This is a genomic window from Sphingobacterium zeae (genome assembly GCF_030818895.1).
Taxonomy (GTDB): Bacteria; Bacteroidota; Bacteroidia; order Sphingobacteriales; family Sphingobacteriaceae; genus Sphingobacterium; species Sphingobacterium zeae.
On the sequence record NZ_JAUTBA010000001.1, the window covers coordinates 1,704,259 to 1,727,762 of the forward strand.

Sequence of the window (23,504 nt, forward strand, 5' to 3'; positions counted from 1 at the left end):
GTTAAAATGAAAAGATATGTTATGGCATTGGATCTCGTGAATGATCCGCAATTGATCCGGGAGTATGAGGATTATCACCGTGAGGTATGGCCAGAAATAAAACGTTCTATTCTGGATGCCGGCGTTCTGCAGATGGAAATCTATCGTTTTGAAAATAGATTGTTTATGAATATGGAAGTGGGCGACGATTTTTCATTTGAGCGAAAAGCAGCTATGGATGAAGCCAATGAAAAGGTGCAGGAATGGGAGCAGCTGATGTGGAAATATCAGGCTGCAATTCCGGGGACAAAGCCAGGGGAGAAATGGGTAATGATGACTAAAATTTTTGAATTAGTATAATGATGGCTATACAGCGCTATTTACAGATCCATCCAATGGATAATGTCCTCGTCGCTTTACAAGACTTGGACGAGGGAACAACGATTGTTTTTAATGGTAAAGAATTTCCATTAAAGCAAGCTGTTGCTGCCAAACATAAATTTACCATCCAGCCCATGGAGCAAGATGCTGAAGTATTGATGTACGGAGTGTTAGTTGGAAAATTGAATACCCCTTTAACTGCAGGTGAACTTATTACCACTGAAAACTTGCGTCATGCTTCGGAAGATTTTAGAATGGGTAACCGGAAGACTTCTTGGACAAAACCTGATGTTTCGGCCTTTAAGGATAAAACTTTTAATGGTTTTTACCGTTCCAATGGTACTGTGGGGACGGCAAATTACTGGTTGGTTATTCCGTTAGTGTTCTGTGAAAACAGGAATGTAATGACTTTAAAAACTGCTTTTGAGGAGAAACTCGGCTATAAAGTAAAAGCAAATAATTATGTTTCCGAGGTAGAGGATTTGATTGAGCGCTATAAGTCTGGTGTGGATATTAACGACATTCTTAACCACGAGCTACTGGCGAATTCGAGTGGGGGAGAGCACGACCGTCTGTTCAAAAATGTTGACGGAATCAAGTTTTTAAATCACGAGATGGGATGCGGTGGAACGCGTATGGATTCGGATGCGCTATGTGGCCTTTTGGCTGGCTATATCACGCATCCAAATGTGGCAGGGGCAACCGTGTTGAGTTTAGGATGTCAGCATGCGCAGGCGTCAATTTTGAAGGCGGAGATCGAAAAACGAAGTCCTGGTTTCGATCGGCCTTTATATATTTTCGAGCAGCAGAAAGAGGGAACCGAAAGGGAACTTATGCAAAAGGCGATCAAAGCAACTTTTGCAGGGATGATGCAAGCCGATCAAAATGAACGCAGACCTGCTCCGCTGGACAAATTGTGTATCGGCTTGGAATGCGGCGGCTCAGATGGCTTTTCGGGCATCTCTGCCAATCCAGCACTAGGTTTTGTGTCGGATATTTTGGTGACTTTAGGCGGTTCTGTGATTTTGGCGGAATTTCCAGAGTTATGTGGTGTAGAACAAGAGTTGAGTGATCGTTGTATCGATGAGCCTACAGCAGATCGTTTTATGTCGTTGATGCGTATATATAATGCAAAAGCCGAAGCGGACGGCTCAGGTTTCTATATGAATCCTTCGCCAGGCAATATCCGTGACGGTTTGATAACTGATGCCATTAAGTCTGCCGGAGCTGCAAAAAAAGGAGGAACATCACCTGTTATGGCGGTGGTCGATTATCCTGAACTCGCTAACCGCCCGGGATTAAACCTATTATGTACTCCTGGTAATGATGTAGAAAGTACCACTGCAGAGGTGGCAGCTGGCGCCAATATTGTCCTGTTTACAACAGGGCTGGGTACACCGACAGGAAACCCAATCGCTCCAGTAGTAAAGCTTTCGACCAATACTAAGACTTTTGAGAAAATGCCGGATATACTGGATCTAAACTGTGGTACGATCATCGAAGGAACAGAAACTATTGAGGAAGCCGCACACCGCATTTTGGATTATGTGATTGAAGTTGCTTCTGGCAGAATACAGCCAAAGGCCGTGTTGTTGGGGCAAGATGATTTCATCCCTTGGCGTCGAGGTGTTTCTTTGTAGCGATAAAATACCACAGGGCTTGCGCGGAAGCACCTGATGTTGGAAAAAATCGGTAAAGGAAGTACTTGCCGATAAATGAAAAAGTCAGGTGAAAAAGTACATGCCTTTATTGGAAAGTAAAACGATTGAATAGTCATAAAAAGAAAAGTCAACGCGAGAAATTTGCTGCATCGACAGATTAAGGAAATTTGGGGTTGACGCTAATAAGTAAATAGAAAATGGGAAAATTAGAACAAAAAGTAGCTGTTATCACAGGGGGTGGTAGTGGGATAGGCCGTGCGATCAGTTTGCAATTTGCTGCAGAAGGAGCAAAAGTTCATATTTTGGATTTAAATGAAGACGGGGGCAAGGCTGTAGTTACCGAGATCTTGGCTTCGGGAGGACAAGCTGTGCTTCATCGGTGCAATGTGACTGATCAGCAAGAAATTACTTCTATAGCACAAAATATCGGAAAAATTGATATTTTAGTAAATAATGCTGGCATTGCTCATGTTGGTAATTTAGAAAATTGTCAATCAGAAGATTTTGACCGTGTTTTTAACGTGAATGTCAAAGGCGCTTATAATGCATTGTCTGCTGTGGTGCCTTTGATGAAAGCGCAAGGTTCAGGAGCAATCCTTAATCTCGCTTCAATTGCTGCATGGGTGGGTATCACCGACCGTTTCGCGTATTCGATGAGCAAGGGCGCTATCCATGCGATGTCGATGTCTGTTGCTCGAGATTACATGGCCTATGGGATTCGTTGCAATAGTATTTCGCCAGCGCGTGTACATACACCGTTTGTGGATGGATTTATTGCAAAAAATTATCCAGGCAAAGAGGACGAGATGTTTGAAAAGTTATCGGCAAGCCAGCCAATAGGCCGTATGGCACAACCGGAAGAAATTGCGAAATTAGCCCTTTTCTTGTGCAGTGATGATGCAGCCTTTATTACCGGAAATGACTACCCGATTGATGGTGGTTTTATTAAATTGAATAATTAATAAGCTAAAAATAAATATCTATTATCTCAATACTATAAACATGAAATTAATACGTTTTGGAGCTCAAGGCAAAGAGAATATCGGTGTTCAGATCGATGGCGTAAATTACGATGTAAGCGCATTTGGTGGTGACTATGATGAACAATTCTTTGCAGAGAATGGTATAGCCCGTTTAGAAGAATTTGTAAAAGCAAATGATGGTAAGTTAATTGAAGTTCCCCAGAGCGAACGTATAGGAGCACCATTTGCCCGCCCATCCAAAATTGTTTGTATTGGATTAAATTATTTAGATCATGCCAAGGAAACAAATGCTCCTATTCCGGCCGAACCAATCATCTTCATGAAATCGACCACATCGTTGATTGGTCCATATGACGACGTAATGATTCCAAAAGACTCATTAAAGACCGATTGGGAAGTCGAATTTTGTATTGTCATAGGTAAGAAAGCATCGTATGTAGAAGAAGGTGAAGCGTTGGACTATGTAGCCGGTTATGTATTGCACAACGATGTTTCTGAGCGTGAATATCAGCTGGAACGCGGTGGTACATGGGATAAAGGAAAAGGATGTGATACTTTTGCACCTATGGGACCTTTTATGGCGACAAAAGAGGAGATCAAAGATATCAACAACGTACGTCTATGGTTAAAGGTAAACGGAAAAACCTATCAAGATGGAAATACGAAGGATCTGATCTTTTCGGTAGCACATGTTGTATCGTATGTGTCTAAATTTATGACCCTGTTGCCTGGCGACGTTATATCAACCGGCACACCTGCGGGAGTAGGTTTAGGGTTTAATCCCCCTATTTATTTGAAGCCTGGCGATGTGATCGAATTAGGAGCCGATGGTCTTGGTGAATCCCGTCAGACTGTTGTCGCCTATTCAAAAAACTAATTGCTCACAAGTTTTCTTTTCATTATGCGTATAGATACCCATCAGCATTTCTGGAAATTCGATCCAATTAGATATAGTTGGATTACAGAAGAAATGCAAGTTATAAAACGTGATTTTACCCCTTTAGATATTCAGTTCTTGCTGGAGCGGAATGGATTTGGAGGAAGTATTGCTGTTCAGGCGCAAGAATCTGACGAGGAAACCGCTTATTTGGTTCAATTGGCACACGAGTACTCTTTTATAAAAGGGGTTGTGGGCTGGATAGATCTTCAGGCTCAAGATATCCGCCAACAATTGGACGCGTATCAGTCGACTGCAATCATCAAAGGATTTCGTCATGTTGTTGAAGGGGAAGCGGATCCCGATTTTCTCATTCGTCCGGCAGTTTTAAATGGGCTGAAAGCTTTGGCGGACTACGGTTACACATATGATCTGCTTATTCGCCCACGTCATTACGCGTCAACGCTGGCTTGTGTAAGACAAAATCCAGAACTTCAGTTTGTGTTGGATCATATTGCAAAGCCTCCCATCAAATCAAAGGAATTTGATGAGTGGGCAGTATTTATTGATGCACTTGCCGCTTTTCCGAATGTGGTATGCAAAGTTTCGGGACTAGCTACAGAGGCCGATTGGGAGGGGTGGAAGCTGGATGATTTCAAACAATATGTGGAACACATATTTTTATGTTTTGGGAAGAAACGTATCATGTACGGGTCAGATTGGCCGGTATGCCTCCTAGCGGCATCTTACGAAGAGAGTATTGCCATCGTCGAAAATAAATTAGGGCAATTTACAACTGCAGAAAAGAATGCCTTTTGGGCAGAGAACGCTATACGGGTGTATAATCTTTAAAAAAGAAAAGCTTCAGCATGTTATGAAAACAAAAAATAGCATGTTGAAGCTTTTGTTGGTCATGAAGCTAGATAATAGGCATAATGACTTTAATATAAATTAATCAATAACCAGTGAAACATGTTCATTGTTGTTAACCACAATCAATGAAACAAACCATTCAATAAAAGTATTATGGATCTTCATTTAAAAGATAAAGTTATTATTGTTACCGGTGGAGCAAAAGGCATCGGACGCGCAGTAGTCCATGCTTTGGCTAAAGAACAGGCTATTCCGGTCATTGTTGGCCGTAAACAGGCCGATAATGAAAAAGTAAAGGCAGAAATCCAACAGTTTGGTATTGAGGCACTCTGTATTGAAGCAGAGTTGTCTAGGCCCGAAGATTGTGAAAGAGCGGTCCAAAAGACATTGGAAGTATACGGTCGCATTGATGGTTTGGTGAACAATGCCGGACAGAATGACGGTGTTGGACTAGCTTCTGGAAATTACGAGAAATTTGTTGCTTCTCTACACAAAAACTTAATTCACTATTACCTAATGGCCCATCATGCTTTGGATGCATTGAAAGCATCGAAAGGCAGTATCGTGAATATTTCTTCCAAAACTGGCGAAACAGGGCAGGGGAATACCTCAGCTTATGCGGCATCTAATGGCGGACGTAATGCGCTTACACGGGAATGGGCCGTAGAATTGTTGCCTTATTCGATTCGTGTAAATGCTATTATCGTAGCAGAATGCGCAACACCCCAATACGATACCTGGATCCAAACTTTAGCAAATCCAGAAGAGACATTGAAAAAAATAACGGATCGCATTCCGTTAGGGCATCGGATGACAACAGCTGCGGAAATTGCCGATACAACAGTCTTTCTGCTTTCCGATAAGTCAAGCCATACAACAGGACAGTTGATTCATGTCGATGGTGGATATGTGCATCTAGACCGTTCGATTATCGCTGAATCGTAGTAAACAGCGATTGGATGTTGGAAATTGGACTTTAGCATAAGTGAGACTTTCGTTCAATTTCCAAAATTTATGCAGTAGTGTATTATTAAAACAAAAAAAGCCTGTTCATTTGAACAGGCTTTTTTTGTGGTGCCACCTGGGTTCGAACCAGGGACACAAGGATTTTCAGTCCTTTGCTCTACCAGCTGAGCTATGGCACCAGTTGACCTTTTATTTAAATCTGTGATCATCAGATTGAAGCGTGGTGCCACCTGGGTTCGAACCAGGGACACAAGGATTTTCAGTCCTTTGCTCTACCAGCTGAGCTATGGCACCGCTTTTTGCTATGGGTTTGTTCCCCTATTGCGATGCAAATATAGTCTGATAATTTGAATTCTAAAACTTTTATGCAGATTATTTTCGTACTTTTTTCGAACATGTTGATTTTGATTGAGATAAAATTACAAGAAACTAACATACAGAAAAAGGAATAAGCTGTATCTTTGCACTTCAATAAATAGAGATGAGTAAAAGAGGAAGAGTTTTAGTTGCAATGAGTGGGGGGGTAGATAGCTCCGTTGCTTCTGTTATGCTCCACGAACAAGGATATGAGGTTATCGGTATCACGATGAAGACGTGGGATTATGCATCCGCAGGTGGTTCGTCTAAAGAGACCGGATGTTGTAGCCTTGATAGTATCAATGACGCTCGTACATTAGCCGTAAACTATGGTTTCCCGCATTATATATTGGATATACGCGATGAGTTTGGGGACTTTGTAATTGATAATTTTGTTGAAGAATATATTGCTGGTCGCACGCCGAACCCATGTGTATTGTGTAATACCCATATCAAGTGGGAGGCTTTAATGAAACGTGCCGACAAATTGGACTGTGAATTTATCGCTACAGGACACTACGCAAATATTCGCATGCACGACAATGGCCGCTATGTGATCTCCAAAGGTAAGGATGAGAATAAAGATCAATCCTACGTTTTATGGGGCGTTTCACAAGAAAACCTTGCGCGGACGCAGTTCCCTTTAGGATCTTTCACGAAAAAAGAGATTCGCCAAATGGCCTTAGATATGGGACAAAAGGAACTGGCCAATAAGTCAGAGAGTTATGAAATCTGTTTCGTTCCCGACAACGATTACCGTGCGTTTCTGAGACACAAAGTACCTACCTTGGATCAACAGATCGGTCCTGGTAATTTTATTCTTTCTGATGGTACTGTAGTCGGCAAACATATTGGTTACCCTTATTTCACCATCGGTCAACGTAAAGGCTTAGGTATTGCTTTGGGTAAACCCATGTTTGTGATTGAGATCCTTCCGGAAAGTAATACGGTGGTCTTGGGTGAAGAACATGAACTTGAAAAGTCACACGCTTACGTTCGTAATGTAAACTTTGTCAAATATGCAGGACTGGATCAACCGATGGAAGCTATCTCAAAAGTGCGTTATAAAGATTCAGGTGCTTTGTCGACCATTTCGCAAGAAGATGATAAAGTCCGTATCGACTTTGTGCATAATGTAAAAGGTATTGCTCCAGGGCAATCTGCCGTTTTCTATGAAGGGAATGATCTACTCGGTGGTGGTTTCTTAATGAAATAACAGGCATCCGTACGAGATTCAGAAGAAGAGTTTTAATCCCTATGCTGTAGATACAGTATAGGGATTTTTTATTCATTCTATATACTATCCATTTAAATTTACTATAGAGTAGACGAGTTTGATCGACCTATTTAATAGCAATTTTTAGCTTTACACCTTAAGGTTAAAAGTTAATATAATTATTACCTGTTTTGTTTTTACTAAAATAATTAGTAATTTTAACCTATGAATTCGTCGGAATATTTCAAGGGTAGAGGGGCACAGATTAATCCCAATAACAAGTTTTTTGTGAACCAATATGTGCAGGAGCATGTCGAGGGGCTGGATGAGGAATTTTTGGGTACTGCAAAAACGCAGTTTATTTCGACACATCCGAAATCGATTATATCCAAATCCAATAGTCCTGACCTGCGTTTCGAAAGGTCTATTAATCCTTATCAGGGCTGTGAGCATGGCTGTATTTATTGCTACGCGCGCAATTCACACGAGTATTGGGGGTTCAGTGCAGGACTGGATTTTGAACGGAAGATCTTGGTAAAGCATAATGCGGCGCAGCTGCTCGAACAGGAATTCAGGAAAGCGAGCTATCAGCCTGATTTGATTATGCTTTCTGGGAATACAGATTGTTATCAACCTATCGAACGAAAATTGGGCATCACTCGATCGATCTTAGAATTGATGGTTAAATACCAGCATCCTGTTTCTATCATCAGTAAAAATGTACTGATGCGACGGGATTTTGATCTCTTGCGCGAACTTGCGGCACTAAATCTGGTTTCCGTTGCCGTGACCATCAATTCGTTGCGGGAGGAGGTACGCCAGAAAATGGAACCACGTACGGCTACGGCATCGGCCCGGTTGAAACTGATCGAGGGATTGACAGGGATAGGTGTACCCGTCATGCTAATGATGGCGCCCATCGTTCCGGGGATCAATAGTGATGAGATTTCAGATTTGATTCGTGCGGGAGCAGATGCGGGGGCAATAACAGCCTCTTATACCATCGTGAGGCTCAATGGACAGATCGGCGGTATCTTTAAGGACTGGCTCTATCAGAACTATCCTGACCGAGCTGAAAAGGTATTACATTGGATTGAAGCCTGTCATGGTGGAAAAATTAATGATACCGATTTTGGACGGAGGATAAAAGGGGATGGCCATATGGCCGAAAGCTTACAGCATTTATTCAAGCTTTCCGTCAAGAAATATATGAATAATGGGACGCTTCCATCCTTAAGAAGGGATCTTTTTCGCTTACCAGATGCAGGCGCGCAGCTGGGATTGTTTTAGATGGTTGGAGCGGCAATTATGAATTTGCTATTCTCGAGAAGGAATATCTACATTAAATTTTAGCAAAAAAAAGCCTGATTCATGCAATGAATCAGGCTTTTTTTATTGATAAGATCGAAGTTCAGTGAACTAAGATCTCTTTCTTTTGATTAATACATAACTCACATAAAGTAATATAAGCCAAGCAGGAATCAGTTCTACCGGTAGTTTCATCCCCGTTAGCCACATAATGCCGAGCACTGCAATTAAAAAGATTAAACAGATGTAATTACTCAATGGATATAGAAAAGATGGGAATTTGGTTCGTAAATGCGCGTCGAGTTTATTTTTTCTAAAGTACAAATGTGTAATGGAAATCATGACCCAGTTGATAATCAGTGAAGACACCACCAGTGACATCAAAATCTCCAAGGCATTTTTTGGTGCGACATAGTTGACAAATACACAGACCGCTGCAAACAATGCCGAAACCAAAATCGCATTGATAGGAGCATGGTTTTTGTTGAGTTTTGATAGAAAACGAGGAGCATTACCCTGTTCTGCCAATCCATACAACATTCTACTGTTGCTATACACACTACTGTTATAGACAGACAATGCTGCTGTAAGGACAATAAGATTTAACGCATTTGCGATAATTTTAGTGAAATAAAAAGTCTTTCCAAAGAGGGCAAATTCGAATCCATTGAGTTTGTCAAACACCAGTACAAAGGGACTTGTATCGGCGGTGATGTTTGTCCATGGCGTCAAAGAGAAAAGAATGATCAAAGCGCCGACATAAAAGATCAGAATCCGATAGATCACTTGGTTGGTTGCTTTCGGGATATTTTTTTCCGGATTTTCGGCTTCAGCGGCGGTGATACCAACCAATTCCAGTCCGCCAAAAGAAAACATAATCAAGGCCATGGCAGAAAGGAGTCCTTCAAAATTGCCGTCCGTTGTTTCGCTAAACCAGCCTTTGGGGAAGAAACCGCCATGTGAAGTCAGGTTGCTGAAGCTTGCCTGCTCACCTCCCGTACCGCTTAGAAGCAGGTAAACACCAAAAACAATCATTGCAATAATGGCGACTACTTTAATAATGGAAAACCAAAATTCCGTCTCCCCATATATTTTTACGGAAGCCAGATTCAGGGCGTTGATCGCAAAGAAGAAAAATAGGCTTGATGCCCATAACGGTATTTCGGGCCACCAAAACTGTACATAAACACCTATTGCGGTCAGTTCGGCCATGCTTACCAAAATATAAAGGACCCAATAGTTCCAGCCCGAAGCATAACCGGCAAAAGAGCCCCAGTATTTATTGGCGAAGTAGCTAAAGCTTCCTGAAACAGGTTCCTCGACCACCATCTCGCCCAATTGTCGCATTATAAAAAAAGCAATAATCCCAGCAAATGCATAACCAAGGATAACGGCGGGTCCGGCCAATGTAGCTGCTTTTCCAATGCCTAAAAATAAGCCAGTTCCGATTGCACCGCCGAGGGCAATCAATTGAATGTGTCTATTTTGAAGACCTCTCTTTAACTCTTCCTTATTGTTCTGTTTCTCCATATGAATGGTTAATACGGTAACTAATCTGTTTTGATCTGGTTCTTGGTTCGGAAAGCCTCCAACCATAGCGGTAGCGTTCAGCCAGAATCAGGTTGTCCAAAATGAATACTGTCGAGCGAAATTGCGTTTGAATAACTTGGCTCCTCAGCCCATATTTTGTCCTAAGCGCATAAAGTTAATAAAACACTTAGGTATTTGTGCACATTATTGCTAAGAAACAGCAAGCGCCGTAATTTTCTTAAAAAAAACGGCGCTTTACTTTATAGTAGCTAGTGTGATTTTTGGCCACTCTAACTAATAACGAAATCTTATTTGCAAATGCTACTTAAAAGGACAAATTAATTTGCTTTTGAAGCTTTTTCAGCACTGCAGTCACATCCGCAACCTTTGGAACAGCTCGACTTGCCCTTTAATGATTTTCGGACATTTTTAACGACATACCATATAGCCGCCAAAACGAGAATTCCCACGATGATATATTGTACGGTTACATTATCCATAGCTCTTTTATTTTAAAAGTTGATAAGCGATTAATGCACTGAGGTAGGCTACGCCCGTCATAAAACCAAGTTGTATTAAAGTCCATTTCCAAGATCCTGTTTCCCTTTTTACCGCCGCGATCGTACTCATACATTGCATAGCGAATGCGTAAAACAATAGTAAGGATACACCTGACGCCAAATTGTAAGCGGGTAAACCGGTATTTCGGTTAATTTCACTTTTCATTTTGCCTAATACCGTTGTTTTAGACGCTTCATCTTCGATATCCACTTCATCTCCGAGACTATATACCGTAGCCATTGTGCCAACAAATACTTCACGTGCAGCAAAAGAAGAAATTAGACCGATGCCCATCTTCCAATCGTACCCCAATGGTTCAACTACAGGTTCAATAGCCATGCCAAGATAGCCCAGGAAAGAGTGCTCCAGTCGATAAGATGAAACTTCATGTTCTAAATCTGCTTCGGGTAAATTCGGGTTATTCTTTGTTACATATTCTTCTGCCCGGCTAAATTTGTCATTCGGTCCAAAGCTGCCCAATGCCCATAGTATAATGGAAATCGCCAAAATGATTTTACCAGCACCAAAGACAAAACTGGACGCTTTTTCCCATACATTTAAGGCAACGTTTTTCCAATCCGGAGTCTTATAAGTGGGAAGTTCAAAGATGAGAAATGATTTGTGCTTCGATTTAATCACTTTGGTAAGGATAATAGCAGATAGCAGGACTGCAAATATCCCGAGGAGATACATGACAAACAATACAATCCCTTGAATTTGAAATCCACCTAATCGCGTATCTGGTATCACCAGTCCGATCAGCACAATATAAATAGGCAGACGTGCAGAACAGGTCATAAAAGGTGTCACTAGAATAGTCACTAATCTCTCTTTGCTATTTTCGATGTTACGTGCAGACATCACTGCAGGAACAGCGCAGGCAACTCCGGAAATCAATGGAATGACTGATTTTCCACTCAACCCGAAGGGACGAAGCCAGCGGTCCATCAGAAAAACGACACGGCTCATATAGCCCGTTTCTTCCATAATCGAAATAAAGACATACAAGATGACGATCTGCGGAATGAAGATGACGATCCCGCCGATTCCCTTAATAATACCGTTACTCAACAAGTCTGTCAATGGTCCCGCAGGAAGTGCCGACTGTGTATAGGCCGCAAGATCGCCAAAAAGACCGTCTATAAAATCCATCGCAGGTCCAGACCACGTGTAAATTGCTTGGAAAATAAGAAATAAGATTCCAAAAAAGATCACATAACCAAAAATCGGGTGAAGCAGAATGCTATCAATCGCATTTGTTTTATTCTTATTTGAAGCCTCATCTTTTACATAGATTTCTCCAAGGCTATTATCTAATGATTTGCTGCGTAATATGGCCTCCTCTTTCTGTAGTTTATCAGCCCTTAATTGATATTTCTCGCGGATTTGCTGAATAGCCTGATTCTTTTCCTTCGACAAAAACGATACTTCGCCCTTAGCTAAATATTGCCAGGTATGGTATTCAGTCTCTAACGGGAAGAGACGTTTCGTTTCTTCCAATGCAGCATCCGCTTCCTTTGGTAGGCTAAACGTACTGATATACATTGGTGGAATAGCATCAAAGTTTTTGATTAACTGATCTACACCTTGCCCTGTACGTGCATTGGTTTGGTAGACCTTGGTATTTAACAAATGCTCAAGTTTTTGAACATCTATGGTAATACCTTTTTCCCTGGCTTCGTCGATCATATTGATGACAAAGATAGCCGGTAGGCCAAGCTCGCGAGCTTGCTGATAAAGGATGATCGACCGTTTTAGATTGGTGGGTTCGGCAACGACAACGACAAGGTTTGGTCTGAAACTACTATCTTTATTGACTAAAGTGTTGAAAACAACCTCTTCGTCCATCGAACTTGGAAACAACGTATAGGTTCCGGGTAAATCAATGATACGATACGTTTTACTGTTGGCTTTTACTTGCCCCTCACGTTTCTCGACCGTAATTCCAGGATAATTTCCTACTTTCTGATTTAATTTTGTAATCCGGTTAAATAGAGATGTTTTACCCACATTTGGATTCCCCAAAAGTGCAATAATCGGGTTATTCATTATTTCTGATCAATAAGGATGACTTTAGCTTCTGATTTGCGGATAGCAATTAGGGCATTATTAGCACGGATGTTTAAGCATATCGGCCCATCCAGTGGAGCGATATGTTTTACCTCGACCTCAGTACCGGGTATAAATCCCAATTCGAAAAATTTAGCTGGAATATCGTGTGATTCAAAATCAATAATTACCGCCTTTTCCCCTTTTTTTAGCTTATCTAAGCTAGTTCTATTACGCATCTGCCTGTTTTTTTTGAATTCCTCAAATATACAGAATTTCCGTCATTTAGAATGATTCTAATGTCATAGTTATGTATTTACTAAAAAACAGTTATCTTTATGCTATAAAACGATTAATTATCAACCAGAATGAAGATTGAGGACGAAATCAAAGTAAATAAATTCAGCAATGAATGGCACCGTTGTACAGTAAATATTCTCTACACCTACAATCGTATTAGTAATGCGCTCGAACAGCGAGCTGCTAAAGAAGGAATCACTTTGAAACAATTTAATGTCCTGCGTATATTAAGAGGACGATATCCTAAGCCTTCAACCAATAGTCTCATTAAGTCAAGAATGCTGAGTTTTACACCAGACATCTCGCGCATGATAGACCGTATGGTTTCAAAAGAACTGGTTTCGCGCTGTCAATCGGGAGCGGATAAAAGGGCCGTGGATCTGTTTATAACAAAAAAGGGCCAGGAAATTCTAAAAAGACTTGATGAGGATATGCTGATGATGGATATTTTGCCCAGCCGAATTAGTGAAGAAGAAGCTATTGCATTAAATGCGCTGCTGGATAAACTTCGTGGCTAAAATATTAGTGCGCATGATCATGATGCTCATGATCATGCGTTTGGTGATGCTGATCATGCCCATGGTCATGTTCTCCAACAAATAAGAAGCTTCCCAGTGCAATGGCAACTCCTGCTATCACAGCAATCATTTTCTTTTTATTGAATTTGTGATGGTCAATTGAGCCCGATTCAAACAATATAGTCGTGGATATGTGTAAGAAAATACCAATAACCACTGCCATAATTTTATCGAAATATTGTTGGATATTGCCCACTTCTCCGGCACTGATGGCTTTACTCAGTAAAAAACCAAAAGGGGTCATTGCCGCAAATAAAGCGAGCGTAATCAAGATGGTATTTTTCTTTAAATGCGTACTCAGTAAAATACTTCCCAATGCAAATGCTGCTGGAATATGGTGGATGGATATCCCCAGTGCAAGCTCTGTCTGGTGTGTTGCAGCCAAGGGCATACCTTCTAGGAATGCATGGAGGCATAGACTGAACATAATACCGATTGGGAAACGGTGGTTATGGTGGTCGTGATCATTGTCCGCATGAATATGACCATGTTCGATCCCCTGGGAAAACTGTTCAAGAAAAAGCTGAAAAAGAAATCCAGCTAAGACATAGATACCCAATACTTCGGGTGAGGTATTGGTCGACTGGTAAACATGGGGCATGAGGTGAAGTACGGTAATGGAGAATAAATAGGCTCCACTGAAAGAAAGGATTAGTTTTAGAAAATTAGTCCCTTTCTTTTGTACAAAAAATACGGCAATTCCACTTGCAAATGCAGGTACGAATAAAATTAAAATCAATAAAATTGAATTCATTATACTTGTTCAGTTTTAAAAAAGCTTGGTACAAATCGTTTGAATAAATAACCTGTTGCCAAGCCAACCAAGATGCCTAAAACGGCACCACAGAGGATATCAAAAGGGTAATGAACACCGACATAAATTTGAGCGACTGAAATCAACGTTGCCCAGGTAATACAAAGCCAAAGCACATGTTTCCACCTTCTCCGAAAGAGCACAATCCAGAAGAAAGCTAGGGAAAAATGATTGGCAGCATGCGAGGAAGTAAAGCTAAAGCCAGAGCCACAGCGCACCCGGATGTTAATATTTTCCTTAAACTCCACATCGTTACAAGGTCGAATACGTTTGACAGTTTTTTTGATCAAATGTGAAGACAGACCATCGGAAATTCCAAAAGTGGCCAGGGTTACGGCAACAATGAGTATACCTGTTTTACCGTAGGTTTTAATGAAAAATATGATCAGAAACAAATACAAAGGTGCCCATGTATATGGATTGCGCAATATAGGCAATAACCAATCAAACACAGGGTTGCTCAAGCCTTGATTGATGGCTAGAAAAATCTCTTGATCGATGTGTATTAACTGTTGAATCATAAATGTTGCTGATGACAATGAAATTCCCAAACTTTAAAAACTCGTTTTTCAAAAGTAAAAATAATTTCATTGCGAAGAACTGTTTCTTTTAAAAACAACTTTGTTGCAACAAATATACGGTAAATATTTATTATTTATAATTTTAATTCGAGATTTTATTGCCATTGTGCTAAATTTACGCGTTAATCAATTCAAAAGAAATGACTTTAATTAAATCAATATCAGGGATACGAGGTACGATAGGCGGGCGTGCTGGAGAGGCGCTTACCCCCATAGATATCGTTAAGTTTACAGCAGCTTATGGCAAAATTATTGTCAAGCAGAGCGGTATCAAAAAAATTGTAATCGGTAGAGATGCGCGTGTTTCCGGTGAGATGGTGAGTAATCTGGTGATCGGAACCTTGCAGAGCATCGGTGTCGATGTGGTCGATCTGGGCTTGTCCACGACACCAACAGTAGAGATTGCTGTACCGATGGAAAAGGCAGCTGGTGGTATTATTTTGACTGCTTCACATAATCCAGGCCAATGGAATGCGCTGAAACTGTTAAATGCAAAGGGTGAATTTATTTCAGATGCCGAAGGACAGGAAGTATTGGCACTTGGGGAATCTTTGGACTTCGATTTTTCAGAAGTGGGCGAATTAGGGCAGCTTCATAAAGACTATTCTTACATGCAGAAACATGTAGAGGCTGTTTTGGCTTTGGAATATGTCGATAAAGAAGCCATTAAAGCCGCTAATTTTAAGGTCGCTTTAGATGCAGTCAACAGTACTGGCGGTACCTTTATCCCTGCGTTGCTGGATGCGTTGGGGGTACAGACCATTTATAAGATCCATTGTGAACCCAATGGTCAATTTCCGCATAATCCCGAACCGTTGAAAGAACATCTTACAGATCTGTCTGCAGCAGTGGTCGAGAACAAGGCTGATTTAGGGATTGCTGTAGACCCAGACGTTGATCGGTTAGTCTTTATGATGGAAGACGGCGAATTATTCGGTGAAGAATATACACTGGTTGCCGTAGCAGACTACCTATTGCAGCATAAAAAAGGAAATACCGTTTCTAACTTATCTTCTACACGTGCACTGCGTGATGTGACTAAAGCACATGGAGGCGAATATTATGCAGCGGCCGTGGGTGAAGTCAACGTGGTTACCAAGATGAAAGAAGTCGATGCGGTCATCGGTGGAGAGGGAAATGGTGGCGTAATTTATCCGGCATCTCACTATGGCCGTGATGCGCTGGTCGGAGTAGCGATCTTCTTGACGCATTTGGCAAAACTTGGTAAAAAAGCCTCAGCATACCGTGCTTCTTTACCGCAATACTTTATGTCAAAAAATAAGATTACCCTAACTCCGGAATTGGACATTGACAACCTATTGGCGAAAATGCAGGAGAAATATAAACATGAAGACCATTCCACCATTGATGGACTGAAAATAGACTTCGAAAATGAATGGGTGCATCTACGCAAGTCGAATACTGAACCGATCATCCGCATCTATTCTGAGGGCCCGACGCCCGAAGCTGCTGAGCAGATCGCGCAGAAGATTATCCGTGAAATTGAAGAAATAATTAAATAAAAACAAAAAGCTGCATCTGCAGCTTTTTGTTTTAGGACTAATTTGACGAATACAAAATAGGCGTAGATAGAAAGATGTTTTAGAATTTATGATTAGAAAAATCATTTTAAGTATCTGTTGTTTTCTTCATGTAGTGTTATTTGCCTTGCCAACACGTGCCCAGCAAACTGTAGAAGAAATCAATAGGGTGTTAGACCAATGGCACAAGTCTTCGGGTGAGGTAAAGTATGGCCCATTTTTGAATGTTATTGCTTCCGATGGAATCATTATGGGTACCGATCATGATGAAAGGTGGGATAAAGCACATGCAAAGAAGTTCACTGATCAATATTTCAATCCCAAGAATGCATGGACATACACATATGACACTAGGCATATCAGCTTCAACGCAGATAGTACCATTGCTTGGTTTGATGAATCTTTTAAGATCAATACCAAGTCTTTTCGTGGTGTAGGCGTATTGAGCAAGCTGGATAATGCGTGGAAGATCCGCCAATACAGTATGTCGGTTTCGGCTCCCTATTCGGATGTGAAAGCTGCAGTAGGTGGAAAGGCTGGCCAGAAAATTCATAGCAATCTCTTATTGGTGATGCTGCTCTTTTTCTTTATGGCCATGTTATTTGTGCTCAGTCAACGCTTAAAGATCTCTTATCCAATTTTGTTAGTGATTGGAGGACTCGTGATTTCCTTGATTCCGGGTGTTCCCGTCATTAGTGTAGACCCTGATATTGTGTTTATGGTCTTTTTGCCGCCTTTACTTTTTGAAGCCGCCTGGTATACCAATTGGGGTAATTTTTTAAAGTGGCGCAGGTCTATTTTTATCATGGGCTTCGGTCTGGTTTTCTTCACATCCTTGGCCATTGCGTACTTTTCAGTGAGTATTATTCCCGGGTTTACCTTAGCACTGGGTTTTTTGCTGGGTGGGATCATCTCGCCTCCCGATGCTGTTGCGGCGAGTTCAGTATTGAAAGGTATCAGTCTTCCTAAACGGGGAATAGCGATATTGGAAGGAGAAAGTCTGGTCAACGATGCTGCATCACTCACTGTATTTCGATTTGCATCGATTGCCATCCTTACGGGCCAGTTTGTAATGACCAATGCGGCGACGCAATTTCTTGTATTATCGGTGATGGGCGTTGTGGTTGGCCTGGTCATCGGCCACATCCTGTATGTCTTTTTAAGATATGTGGCGAAATCGTCCAGCATATCAACACCTATTACGCTCATCGCACCCTACTTAATGTATATTGTCGCAGAACATTTTGAATGGTCGGGCGTTTTGGCAGTGGTAAGTGGTGGATTGTTTCTTTCTTTTCGGGCAGGGGATTATCTCAACTATCATACCCGTATTCAAACGAAAGAAGTATGGGCAACGGTAGGCTTTCTCTTAAATGGATTCGTTTTCATTTTGATTGGGCTTGAGTTACCCGTAATCATTAATGGATTGGGCGAATATTCGATGTCAGAGGCCATTGATTATGCGTTGGCGATCGCCGTGATCGTCATTATTTTGCGATTGATCGCAGTTTATCTTTCGGCTTTTGTTCCTAGAATATTATTCAAGCGGATTCGGATAAAGGAAAAAAGCCCGGGATGGAAACTGCCCTTGGTTATTGGCTGGGCAGGAATGAGAGGGGTGGTTTCGTTGGCATCAGCATTAGCGATTCCGTTGACGTTATATGATGGCACAGCTTTCCCACACCGTAATCTGATTTTGTTCATTACGTTTGTCGTCATTTTGGTGACGCTTGTCTTTCAGGGGCTAACATTACCCTTTTTAATTAAGTTGATAAAGATGGAAGATGTCGACGAGCAAGTTTCCATGGAAGAGCAGATTGATGAGATTCGCTTACGCCTTGGTAAAGAATCTATCGCCTATTTGGATAAGCACTATGCACAGGAAATGTTGGAGTATGAGACCATCGCCCGCGTTAAAGAGCAGATCATCCGAAGTGTAAATGCATCCGAACGTGCAAAAGAAGAAGATACACGTGCACAGCTTTCGGCAGTGAGAGGACTGTATAATAAAATAATGTTGGAACTTCTGGCCTTACGTCGTGATGGATTGTATAAGATCAAAGAAAGTAAGGCTTACGATAGCGATGTCATCAGAGAAATGGAGTATTCGCTTGACTTGGAAGAATCCCGTTTATCGCGTAAATAACCGGTATTAATACCATATCATCGGCGTATGCCCAACAGGGTAAGATCACGATGTGGCGAGCAATAGCGAAGTTAACTTACCATGTTAACTTCGCTATTTTTCCTTTATCTCCGGCCAGATATATGGCGCTGCCTCCTTTGGCTTTTTGAACGGCATTGAAGCTTTCCTTTCCGATCGCTATCCAGTTTTTACCACCGTCATTCGACAAGTCTGTGCCCGAAGTACCCGTGCTGATGAGTTGTTTTTTTGAGCGATAAACAACCGCGGATTTAAATCCAGCGGGTGCTGTGTGTGGTGCAAACCAAGTTTTACCGCCATCGTTGGTCAGAAAGCTGTTTCTGTCCTTGTTGGTGTCCTCTTTGTAATCTCCGCCAACGACAATTCCAGTCGTTGATGAATAGAAAGCAATTGAAAAGGGACCGGTGCTATTTTTTCCCTGCAGGATCGGGCAGCTGTAACGTGACCATGTGTCGCCTTCGTCGTCGCTGCGATAGATATTGGACACTGTACCCCCAGTGGCAATCCAGTATGTTCCATTGTTGTTGCAGTATATGGATGTTCCGCTAGCAGCAAAACCAGCTTCTCCATCAGTTATTAAAAAGGGCATATGTGCCGTGATATCCTTCCAAGACGCTCCAAAATCGACAGTTTTTAACAGCGGCATTTTACCTTGAATGGCATCGCCGAAAGCAATACCCACACCTTCTGATGTAAATGCCACACCGTCATAAAATATTTCTGGTCGCTTGTCACTGAAAACCTCCTTCCAGCTTCGGCCGCCGTCGCCGGTACGTAAGATGATGGCTGGTGAACCCGCGGAAATAACGATGGCTTCATTTTCATCAAATGCTTCAATATCTCTAAAATCTGTTTTTTCATAGCCAATCGGATTGACCCACTGCCAGTTTTTACCAGCATCGGTACTAAGCCCAACGGTACCGTTGCTACCACTCACCCATACGGTCTCATCGTCGACCACGCTTAGGCCTCTGTAGCTGCTGTTACGTTCTTGATTTACGATGTTAATTTTTGCTTGTTGAGCACTAAGCTGGCTCAGTAGGAAGGTTTGGATAATAAAGACCAGAAATAATGGTTTCATGTGGTTATGCTTTTTATTTAAACAAATCTACTCGTCTTTTTGAAATTTTTCCCTGTTTTTTTAAGATTGTTTTGCGGAGCTGAAGAAACCCGACGGTCATTTTCCGTGGTGATTTAAAATAAGGAATGCTCAATACGACCAACAGCGCGATGCAGGCAGAAGTGCCGAGGGCTCCACCATAACCAGTAAAAAATGTACTGGTATTGAGCAGAATTGTCGTAAAGATAACACCGGCAAGAGACAAACCGAAATAGGTTGATAACTGGCTTTTGGAGACCATCCCTATAAATGAGGCCCCAATAAAAACCGGAGGAATATATTGAGCCAGATAAGGGGTAACAGTTTGTGGAAAAAAATGAAGAAAGCCGGCAACAAGCAATGTCAGCAATGCCGAGGAACGTACCGCACCCTGGTGAAATTTGGTATTGACATAGTATGTCGCCGTGCTCGCGATAACACCAACGAGGTATAAAATGAATGTTTCCATATTACTTAAAAATATATAACAGCAGGTAAGTCAATGAAACCCCAAGAAAGGCCAATGTGCCTAATTTACCGCCGACCCCATTCAATAGACTTTTCGATACAATCAGAAAGATCGCTGTAAAAATACTGGCGGCCAGAACAAACGAGAAGCCATGAGCTACCTGGGCATTGGACATGCCTACAAATGCACCGCAATAAATTGCCGCGGGAAGATGAGGGAGATACGTTGAATCTTTATTGATATTGGGTATGAAGGAGCCCAGTGTACCTGTGAGTGCAGCACCCAAGACCGGACCTAACCCAAATGTATGATTGAAATAGTAAGAAATAATCGCTCCTACAGGCACCCAAACGGCAATTCGGATGGACTCATATTCATGTTTATGATGATGAATAGGCGAACGAAGGTAACTGTATAAAATAAGTAAGGAGAGTAGACCTATAAAAGCCAGTATAAGATAAGAACTTCTATTTTCTACAAAGATGGCCAATAAAAAAAGGGCCTGAATGACAAATAATAAGCAGATGCTTGCTGTCCTAAATTTGTGCCGGGCTTGCATTTAAAAATAATTTAGGCAAAGGTAGGCATTATTTGTCTATTCTATGGGTAGATTTTCTTTTTATCAAGACAGGATCAAGAACAATTTGCTCGATCGTGTCATAAGGACTTTTTTGTTTGACCATTTTCAAAAATAACTTTGCGCATTCTTCGCCCATTTTGTTGGCCTGTTGGTCTATACTGGATAGTGTGGGGGTAATGAAGGAGGAAAAGGTCTGGTTTGCAAAACCGATAACACCCGTTGCTGGAATATCAATATGGGCAGCTTTTAAAGCTTGGATAATCCCTACAGCTGTAAAGTCATCGCCTCCAATGAAGGCATCCGGTTGGATGGCAGATTGTAGAATCTGTTCCGTGCCTTTGATGCCGGCTTCAATGGATAAGTCGCCGCGGATAATAAAATCTTTGCGCGGTGAAATGTTCGCATCTTTTAATGCGGCTTCGAAACCGAGGTACCGATCCTGGAAAATTGCGATATCTTTGTCTGTTGTAATAAAGGCTATATTTTTGTAACCCTCTTCCAGTAGATGCTGTGTTGCAAGATAACCCGCTTTATAATCGTCGAGTTTTACGACGGGTGCAGGAATATTTTTGTGGGTACGGTCAAACACAACAAGGCATTTGCGCTGATTGATCACTTCCTGAAAGTGCTGTGTTTCTTGAGTTTCCAGAGACAAAGACGCAATGATCCCAGCTACTTGCGCTTCCAGTAAAGTTTTTACGCCATTGACCTCGTCGGCAAAAGATTCATTCGATTGATAGAGCAACAAACTATAATTGTGTTTCTTTAGTTCTTTTTCAATGCTGTGTACGGCTTCCGCGAAAAAATGAATTTGCATCGTTGGTACAATGACACCGATGGTATTGGACTTGCCCGAAGAAAGGGAAGAGGCCAGCTTATTGACACTATAATTTAATTCCTTTGCCTTTTCCAGCACTATTTTTCGTGTTGACTCACTGATCGTAGGCACATTGTTCAATGCGCGGGATACAGTGGAAACTGTTACTCCTAGCTCACGGGCGATATCGTAAATGGTTGTTTTTTTATTCACGCTCCAAAGTAAATAATTTTATTTAATATTTTGAATATTCAGAAACATGTCCTACTTTTATGCAACCGGTTGCAAAACGGACGCCGCCGGCGTTTTTTATAACCAATTAGAATTAATTACCATGTATTTGTTAGGTATAGATGTAGGTACTTCTTCTGTGAAAGTTTCAATTGTTGAAGCATCTTCGCAACGCAAAGTGTGCTCGGTGCAATATCCAGATGTAGAAGCTCCAATAATTACTGTCGAACCCAATTGGGCTGAACAAAATCCGCTCGACTGGTGGGATTACTTCAAACAGGCTCTATTGAAAGCTAATGCGCTGGGACTTTACGATCCTAAAGCAATCTCGGCCATTGGAATTGCTTACCAGATGCACGGATTGGTCGTCGTTGATAAAGAGCAGCAGGTGCTACGCAATGCAATTATTTGGTGCGACAGTAGGGCTGTGGAATTGGGTAATATCGCTTTTGAAGAAATTGGTCGGTCTTTTAATTTAAGCCATCATTTGAATTCTCCAGGTAATTTTACGGCGTCAAAGTTGGCCTGGGTCAAAGCAAATGAGCCTGCCGTTTATGAAAAGATAGACAAGATTATGTTGCCGGGAGATTTTATAGCGATGAAGTTGTCGGGACAAGTGACAACCTCCATATCGGCGCTTTCGGAAGGTATATTCTGGGATTTTAAAGATAATGCTTTGTCGCGGACAATCATGGACTATTATGGTTTTGATGATCATCTGATTCCAGAGATCTTACCTGTCTTTTCAACCCATGGTCAGATTAAAGCTGCTGTGGCCGAGGAACTCGGGCTGTCTGCTGCTGTGACCATCAATTATAAAGCCGGTGATCAACCCAATAACGCGTTTTCGCTCAATGTGCTACAGCCTGGAGAAGTTGCTGCGACCGCAGGTACTTCCGGTGTGATCTATGGGGTCAGCGACCAGCTGATCGCTGACCGCGAATCACGCGTCAATACATTTGCACACGTGAATTATCGCGAGCACGATATCCGAACAGGGGTATTGCTCTGTATCAACGGAACAGGTATTATGAACAGTTGGGGCAGAAAGATGCTAGGGCGTGATTTATCGTATGAACAGATCAATGCGATGGCCGGAGCTTCTCCTATCGGCAGCAAAGGACTACAGGTTATCCCATTTGGCAATGGTGCCGAACGCATGCTCAATAACCAAACCGTTGGCGCTTCAATTTCAGCGATAGACCTGAACAGACATGAGACCAGCGATATCTTGCGCGCGATACAAGAAGGAATTGCCTACGCCTTTCGCTACGGCCTGGATATCATGCGCGAGAACAATTTGTATCCAAATATGATTCGTGCAGGTTATGCCAATTTGTTTTTGAGCTCTGTTTTCAGAGAGTCATTTGTGGGGGCTACAAACGTTCCTGTAGAGATTTTCAATCACGATGGAAGTATAGGAGCCGCCCTCGGAGCAGGGATAGGAAGTGGGTATTATGCAGATTTTAAAGAAGCTTTTCGTTCATTGCAGCCTGTATATACCGTGGAACCCCAGTTTGTGGCGCAATATGAGGAGCATTATCAACTATGGAAAGAATTATTAAACAAACAAATAAATAGCAATTAAG

Annotated in this window: 22 protein-coding genes and 2 tRNA genes; 12 read left to right on the forward strand and 12 right to left on the reverse strand. The window is 41.8% G+C overall.

The genetic code is table 11. From position 1 onward, the window contains the following. Nucleotides 1–6 precede the first annotated feature (6 nt). From QE382_RS07110 to QE382_RS07135, 6 genes are all read left to right on the forward strand, one after another. Complete coding sequence (locus QE382_RS07110; RefSeq protein ID WP_209577856.1) at nucleotides 7–339, forward strand: L-rhamnose mutarotase; 333 nt, start codon at nucleotides 7–9, stop codon at nucleotides 337–339. Then, a complete protein-coding gene (locus tag QE382_RS07115) occupies nucleotides 339–2,000 on the forward strand; it encodes a UxaA family hydrolase (protein WP_293938783.1) in 1,662 nt (553 codons plus the stop codon). The genes QE382_RS07110 and QE382_RS07115 overlap by 1 nt, the downstream gene beginning before the upstream one ends. Before the next feature lie 218 nt (nucleotides 2,001–2,218). Continuing rightward, nucleotides 2,219–2,983: an SDR family NAD(P)-dependent oxidoreductase gene (locus QE382_RS07120; protein WP_209577858.1), complete on the forward strand. Its 765-nt coding sequence runs from the start codon at nucleotides 2,219–2,221 to the stop codon at nucleotides 2,981–2,983. Between the two features lie 40 nt (nucleotides 2,984–3,023). Further along, nucleotides 3,024–3,881, forward strand: a complete 858-nt coding sequence (locus QE382_RS07125; protein WP_209577859.1) for a fumarylacetoacetate hydrolase family protein — start codon at nucleotides 3,024–3,026, stop codon at nucleotides 3,879–3,881. 24 nt (nucleotides 3,882–3,905) lie between these two features. Continuing rightward, complete coding sequence (locus tag QE382_RS07130; protein WP_209577860.1) at nucleotides 3,906–4,733, forward strand: amidohydrolase family protein; 828 nt, start codon at nucleotides 3,906–3,908, stop codon at nucleotides 4,731–4,733. A gap of 174 nt (nucleotides 4,734–4,907) precedes the next feature. Continuing rightward, complete coding sequence (locus QE382_RS07135; RefSeq protein ID WP_209577861.1) at nucleotides 4,908–5,699, forward strand: L-fucose dehydrogenase; 792 nt, start codon at nucleotides 4,908–4,910, stop codon at nucleotides 5,697–5,699. 127 nt (nucleotides 5,700–5,826) lie between these two features. On the opposite strand, the gene QE382_RS07140 is transcribed toward QE382_RS07135, so the two are convergent. Both QE382_RS07140 and QE382_RS07145 read right to left on the reverse strand, forming a co-directional pair. Further along, a tRNA-Phe gene (locus QE382_RS07140) sits at nucleotides 5,827–5,899 on the reverse strand. 42 nt (nucleotides 5,900–5,941) lie between these two features. Then, nucleotides 5,942–6,014 (reverse strand) — tRNA-Phe (locus QE382_RS07145). Nucleotides 6,015–6,201: 187 nt separating this feature from the next. Between QE382_RS07145 and mnmA the strand changes: the two genes are divergently transcribed. Together mnmA and QE382_RS07155 are read left to right on the forward strand one after the other, a co-directional pair. Beyond that, a complete protein-coding gene (mnmA, locus tag QE382_RS07150; protein WP_209577862.1) occupies nucleotides 6,202–7,293 on the forward strand; it encodes a tRNA 2-thiouridine(34) synthase MnmA in 1,092 nt (363 codons plus the stop codon). Nucleotides 7,294–7,518: 225 nt separating this feature from the next. After that, complete coding sequence (locus tag QE382_RS07155) at nucleotides 7,519–8,583, forward strand: PA0069 family radical SAM protein (protein ID WP_293938786.1); 1,065 nt, start codon at nucleotides 7,519–7,521, stop codon at nucleotides 8,581–8,583. A 129-nt stretch (nucleotides 8,584–8,712) separates the two neighbouring features. On the opposite strand, the gene QE382_RS07160 is transcribed toward QE382_RS07155, so the two are convergent. The 4 genes from QE382_RS07160 to QE382_RS07175 form a co-directional block, all read right to left on the reverse strand. After that, entirely contained in the window at nucleotides 8,713–10,131 is a 1,419-nt protein-coding gene (locus tag QE382_RS07160; RefSeq protein WP_293938788.1) for an amino acid permease, read from the reverse strand. A 338-nt stretch (nucleotides 10,132–10,469) separates the two neighbouring features. After that, entirely contained in the window at nucleotides 10,470–10,631 is a 162-nt protein-coding gene (locus tag QE382_RS07165; protein WP_209577865.1) for a FeoB-associated Cys-rich membrane protein, read from the reverse strand. A gap of 7 nt (nucleotides 10,632–10,638) precedes the next feature. Further along, a complete protein-coding gene (feoB, locus tag QE382_RS07170; protein WP_293938790.1) occupies nucleotides 10,639–12,741 on the reverse strand; it encodes a ferrous iron transport protein B in 2,103 nt (700 codons plus the stop codon). Beyond that, on the reverse strand, nucleotides 12,741–12,980 hold the full coding sequence (locus QE382_RS07175; protein ID WP_209577867.1) for a FeoA family protein: 240 nt from the start codon (nucleotides 12,978–12,980) through the stop codon (nucleotides 12,741–12,743). Before QE382_RS07175 ends, feoB begins: the two co-directional genes overlap by 1 nt. Before the next feature lie 129 nt (nucleotides 12,981–13,109). Between QE382_RS07175 and QE382_RS07180 the strand changes: the two genes are divergently transcribed. Beyond that, nucleotides 13,110–13,559 (forward strand): MarR family winged helix-turn-helix transcriptional regulator, encoded by a 450-nt coding sequence (locus QE382_RS07180; RefSeq protein ID WP_307185267.1) that lies wholly within the window; start codon nucleotides 13,110–13,112, stop codon nucleotides 13,557–13,559. Between the two features lie 4 nt (nucleotides 13,560–13,563). On the opposite strand, the gene QE382_RS07185 is transcribed toward QE382_RS07180, so the two are convergent. Together QE382_RS07185 and QE382_RS07190 are read right to left on the reverse strand one after the other, a co-directional pair. Next, complete coding sequence (locus QE382_RS07185; protein WP_307185268.1) at nucleotides 13,564–14,373, reverse strand: ZIP family metal transporter; 810 nt, start codon at nucleotides 14,371–14,373, stop codon at nucleotides 13,564–13,566. Next, nucleotides 14,373–14,954, reverse strand: coding sequence for a phosphatase PAP2 family protein (locus tag QE382_RS07190; RefSeq protein WP_307185269.1), 582 nt, complete (start codon nucleotides 14,952–14,954; stop codon nucleotides 14,373–14,375). Before QE382_RS07190 ends, QE382_RS07185 begins: the two co-directional genes overlap by 1 nt. A 200-nt stretch (nucleotides 14,955–15,154) precedes the next feature. Between QE382_RS07190 and glmM the strand changes: the two genes are divergently transcribed. Next, a complete protein-coding gene (gene glmM / locus QE382_RS07195; protein WP_307185270.1) occupies nucleotides 15,155–16,537 on the forward strand; it encodes a phosphoglucosamine mutase in 1,383 nt (460 codons plus the stop codon). Between the two features lie 88 nt (nucleotides 16,538–16,625). Beyond that, the gene (locus QE382_RS07200; protein WP_307185271.1) at nucleotides 16,626–18,701 is read left to right on the forward strand and encodes a Na+/H+ antiporter; all 2,076 of its coding nucleotides are present in this window, start codon (nucleotides 16,626–16,628) and stop codon (nucleotides 18,699–18,701) included. 76 nt (nucleotides 18,702–18,777) lie between these two features. On the opposite strand, the gene QE382_RS07205 is transcribed toward QE382_RS07200, so the two are convergent. The 4 genes from QE382_RS07205 to QE382_RS07220 are packed head-to-tail and all read right to left on the reverse strand — an operon-like array spanning nucleotide 18,778 to nucleotide 21,897. Next, complete coding sequence (locus tag QE382_RS07205) at nucleotides 18,778–19,800, reverse strand: WD40/YVTN/BNR-like repeat-containing protein (RefSeq protein WP_307185272.1); 1,023 nt, start codon at nucleotides 19,798–19,800, stop codon at nucleotides 18,778–18,780. 13 nt (nucleotides 19,801–19,813) lie between these two features. After that, nucleotides 19,814–20,287, reverse strand: coding sequence for a hypothetical protein (locus QE382_RS07210; protein WP_307185273.1), 474 nt, complete (start codon nucleotides 20,285–20,287; stop codon nucleotides 19,814–19,816). 1 nt (nucleotide 20,288) lies between these two features. Further along, entirely contained in the window at nucleotides 20,289–20,846 is a 558-nt protein-coding gene (locus QE382_RS07215; protein ID WP_307185274.1) for a hypothetical protein, read from the reverse strand. A gap of 28 nt (nucleotides 20,847–20,874) precedes the next feature. Beyond that, nucleotides 20,875–21,897 carry a LacI family DNA-binding transcriptional regulator gene (locus QE382_RS07220; protein WP_307185276.1) on the reverse strand — a complete coding sequence of 341 codons (1,023 nt, stop codon included), beginning with the start codon at nucleotides 21,895–21,897 and terminating at the stop codon, nucleotides 20,875–20,877. A gap of 121 nt (nucleotides 21,898–22,018) precedes the next feature. Between QE382_RS07220 and QE382_RS07225 the strand changes: the two genes are divergently transcribed. Then, entirely contained in the window at nucleotides 22,019–23,503 is a 1,485-nt protein-coding gene (locus QE382_RS07225; RefSeq protein ID WP_307185277.1) for a xylulokinase, read from the forward strand. Nucleotide 23,504 lies beyond the last annotated feature (1 nt).

Coding starts and splice junctions, on each gene's coding strand:
- QE382_RS07110 (WP_209577856.1), top strand. CDS start 7: ATGAAAAGATATGTTATGGCATTGGATCTCGTGAATGATCCGCAATTG.
- QE382_RS07115 (WP_293938783.1), top strand. CDS start 339: ATGATGGCTATACAGCGCTATTTACAGATCCATCCAATGGATAATGTC.
- QE382_RS07120 (WP_209577858.1), top strand. CDS start 2,219: ATGGGAAAATTAGAACAAAAAGTAGCTGTTATCACAGGGGGTGGTAGT.
- QE382_RS07125 (WP_209577859.1), top strand. CDS start 3,024: ATGAAATTAATACGTTTTGGAGCTCAAGGCAAAGAGAATATCGGTGTT.
- QE382_RS07130 (WP_209577860.1), top strand. CDS start 3,906: ATGCGTATAGATACCCATCAGCATTTCTGGAAATTCGATCCAATTAGA.
- QE382_RS07135 (WP_209577861.1), top strand. CDS start 4,908: ATGGATCTTCATTTAAAAGATAAAGTTATTATTGTTACCGGTGGAGCA.
- mnmA (WP_209577862.1), top strand. CDS start 6,202: ATGAGTAAAAGAGGAAGAGTTTTAGTTGCAATGAGTGGGGGGGTAGAT.
- QE382_RS07155 (WP_293938786.1), top strand. CDS start 7,519: ATGAATTCGTCGGAATATTTCAAGGGTAGAGGGGCACAGATTAATCCC.
- QE382_RS07160 (WP_293938788.1), bottom strand. CDS start 10,131: ATGGAGAAACAGAACAATAAGGAAGAGTTAAAGAGAGGTCTTCAAAAT.
- QE382_RS07165 (WP_209577865.1), bottom strand. CDS start 10,631: ATGGATAATGTAACCGTACAATATATCATCGTGGGAATTCTCGTTTTG.
- feoB (WP_293938790.1), bottom strand. CDS start 12,741: ATGAATAACCCGATTATTGCACTTTTGGGGAATCCAAATGTGGGTAAA.
- QE382_RS07175 (WP_209577867.1), bottom strand. CDS start 12,980: ATGCGTAATAGAACTAGCTTAGATAAGCTAAAAAAAGGGGAAAAGGCG.
- QE382_RS07180 (WP_307185267.1), top strand. CDS start 13,110: ATGAAGATTGAGGACGAAATCAAAGTAAATAAATTCAGCAATGAATGG.
- QE382_RS07185 (WP_307185268.1), bottom strand. CDS start 14,373: ATGAATTCAATTTTATTGATTTTAATTTTATTCGTACCTGCATTTGCA.
- QE382_RS07190 (WP_307185269.1), bottom strand. CDS start 14,954: ATGATTCAACAGTTAATACACATCGATCAAGAGATTTTTCTAGCCATC.
- glmM (WP_307185270.1), top strand. CDS start 15,155: ATGACTTTAATTAAATCAATATCAGGGATACGAGGTACGATAGGCGGG.
- QE382_RS07200 (WP_307185271.1), top strand. CDS start 16,626: ATGATTAGAAAAATCATTTTAAGTATCTGTTGTTTTCTTCATGTAGTG.
- QE382_RS07205 (WP_307185272.1), bottom strand. CDS start 19,800: ATGAAACCATTATTTCTGGTCTTTATTATCCAAACCTTCCTACTGAGC.
- QE382_RS07210 (WP_307185273.1), bottom strand. CDS start 20,287: ATGGAAACATTCATTTTATACCTCGTTGGTGTTATCGCGAGCACGGCG.
- QE382_RS07215 (WP_307185274.1), bottom strand. CDS start 20,846: ATGCAAGCCCGGCACAAATTTAGGACAGCAAGCATCTGCTTATTATTT.
- QE382_RS07225 (WP_307185277.1), top strand. CDS start 22,019: ATGTATTTGTTAGGTATAGATGTAGGTACTTCTTCTGTGAAAGTTTCA.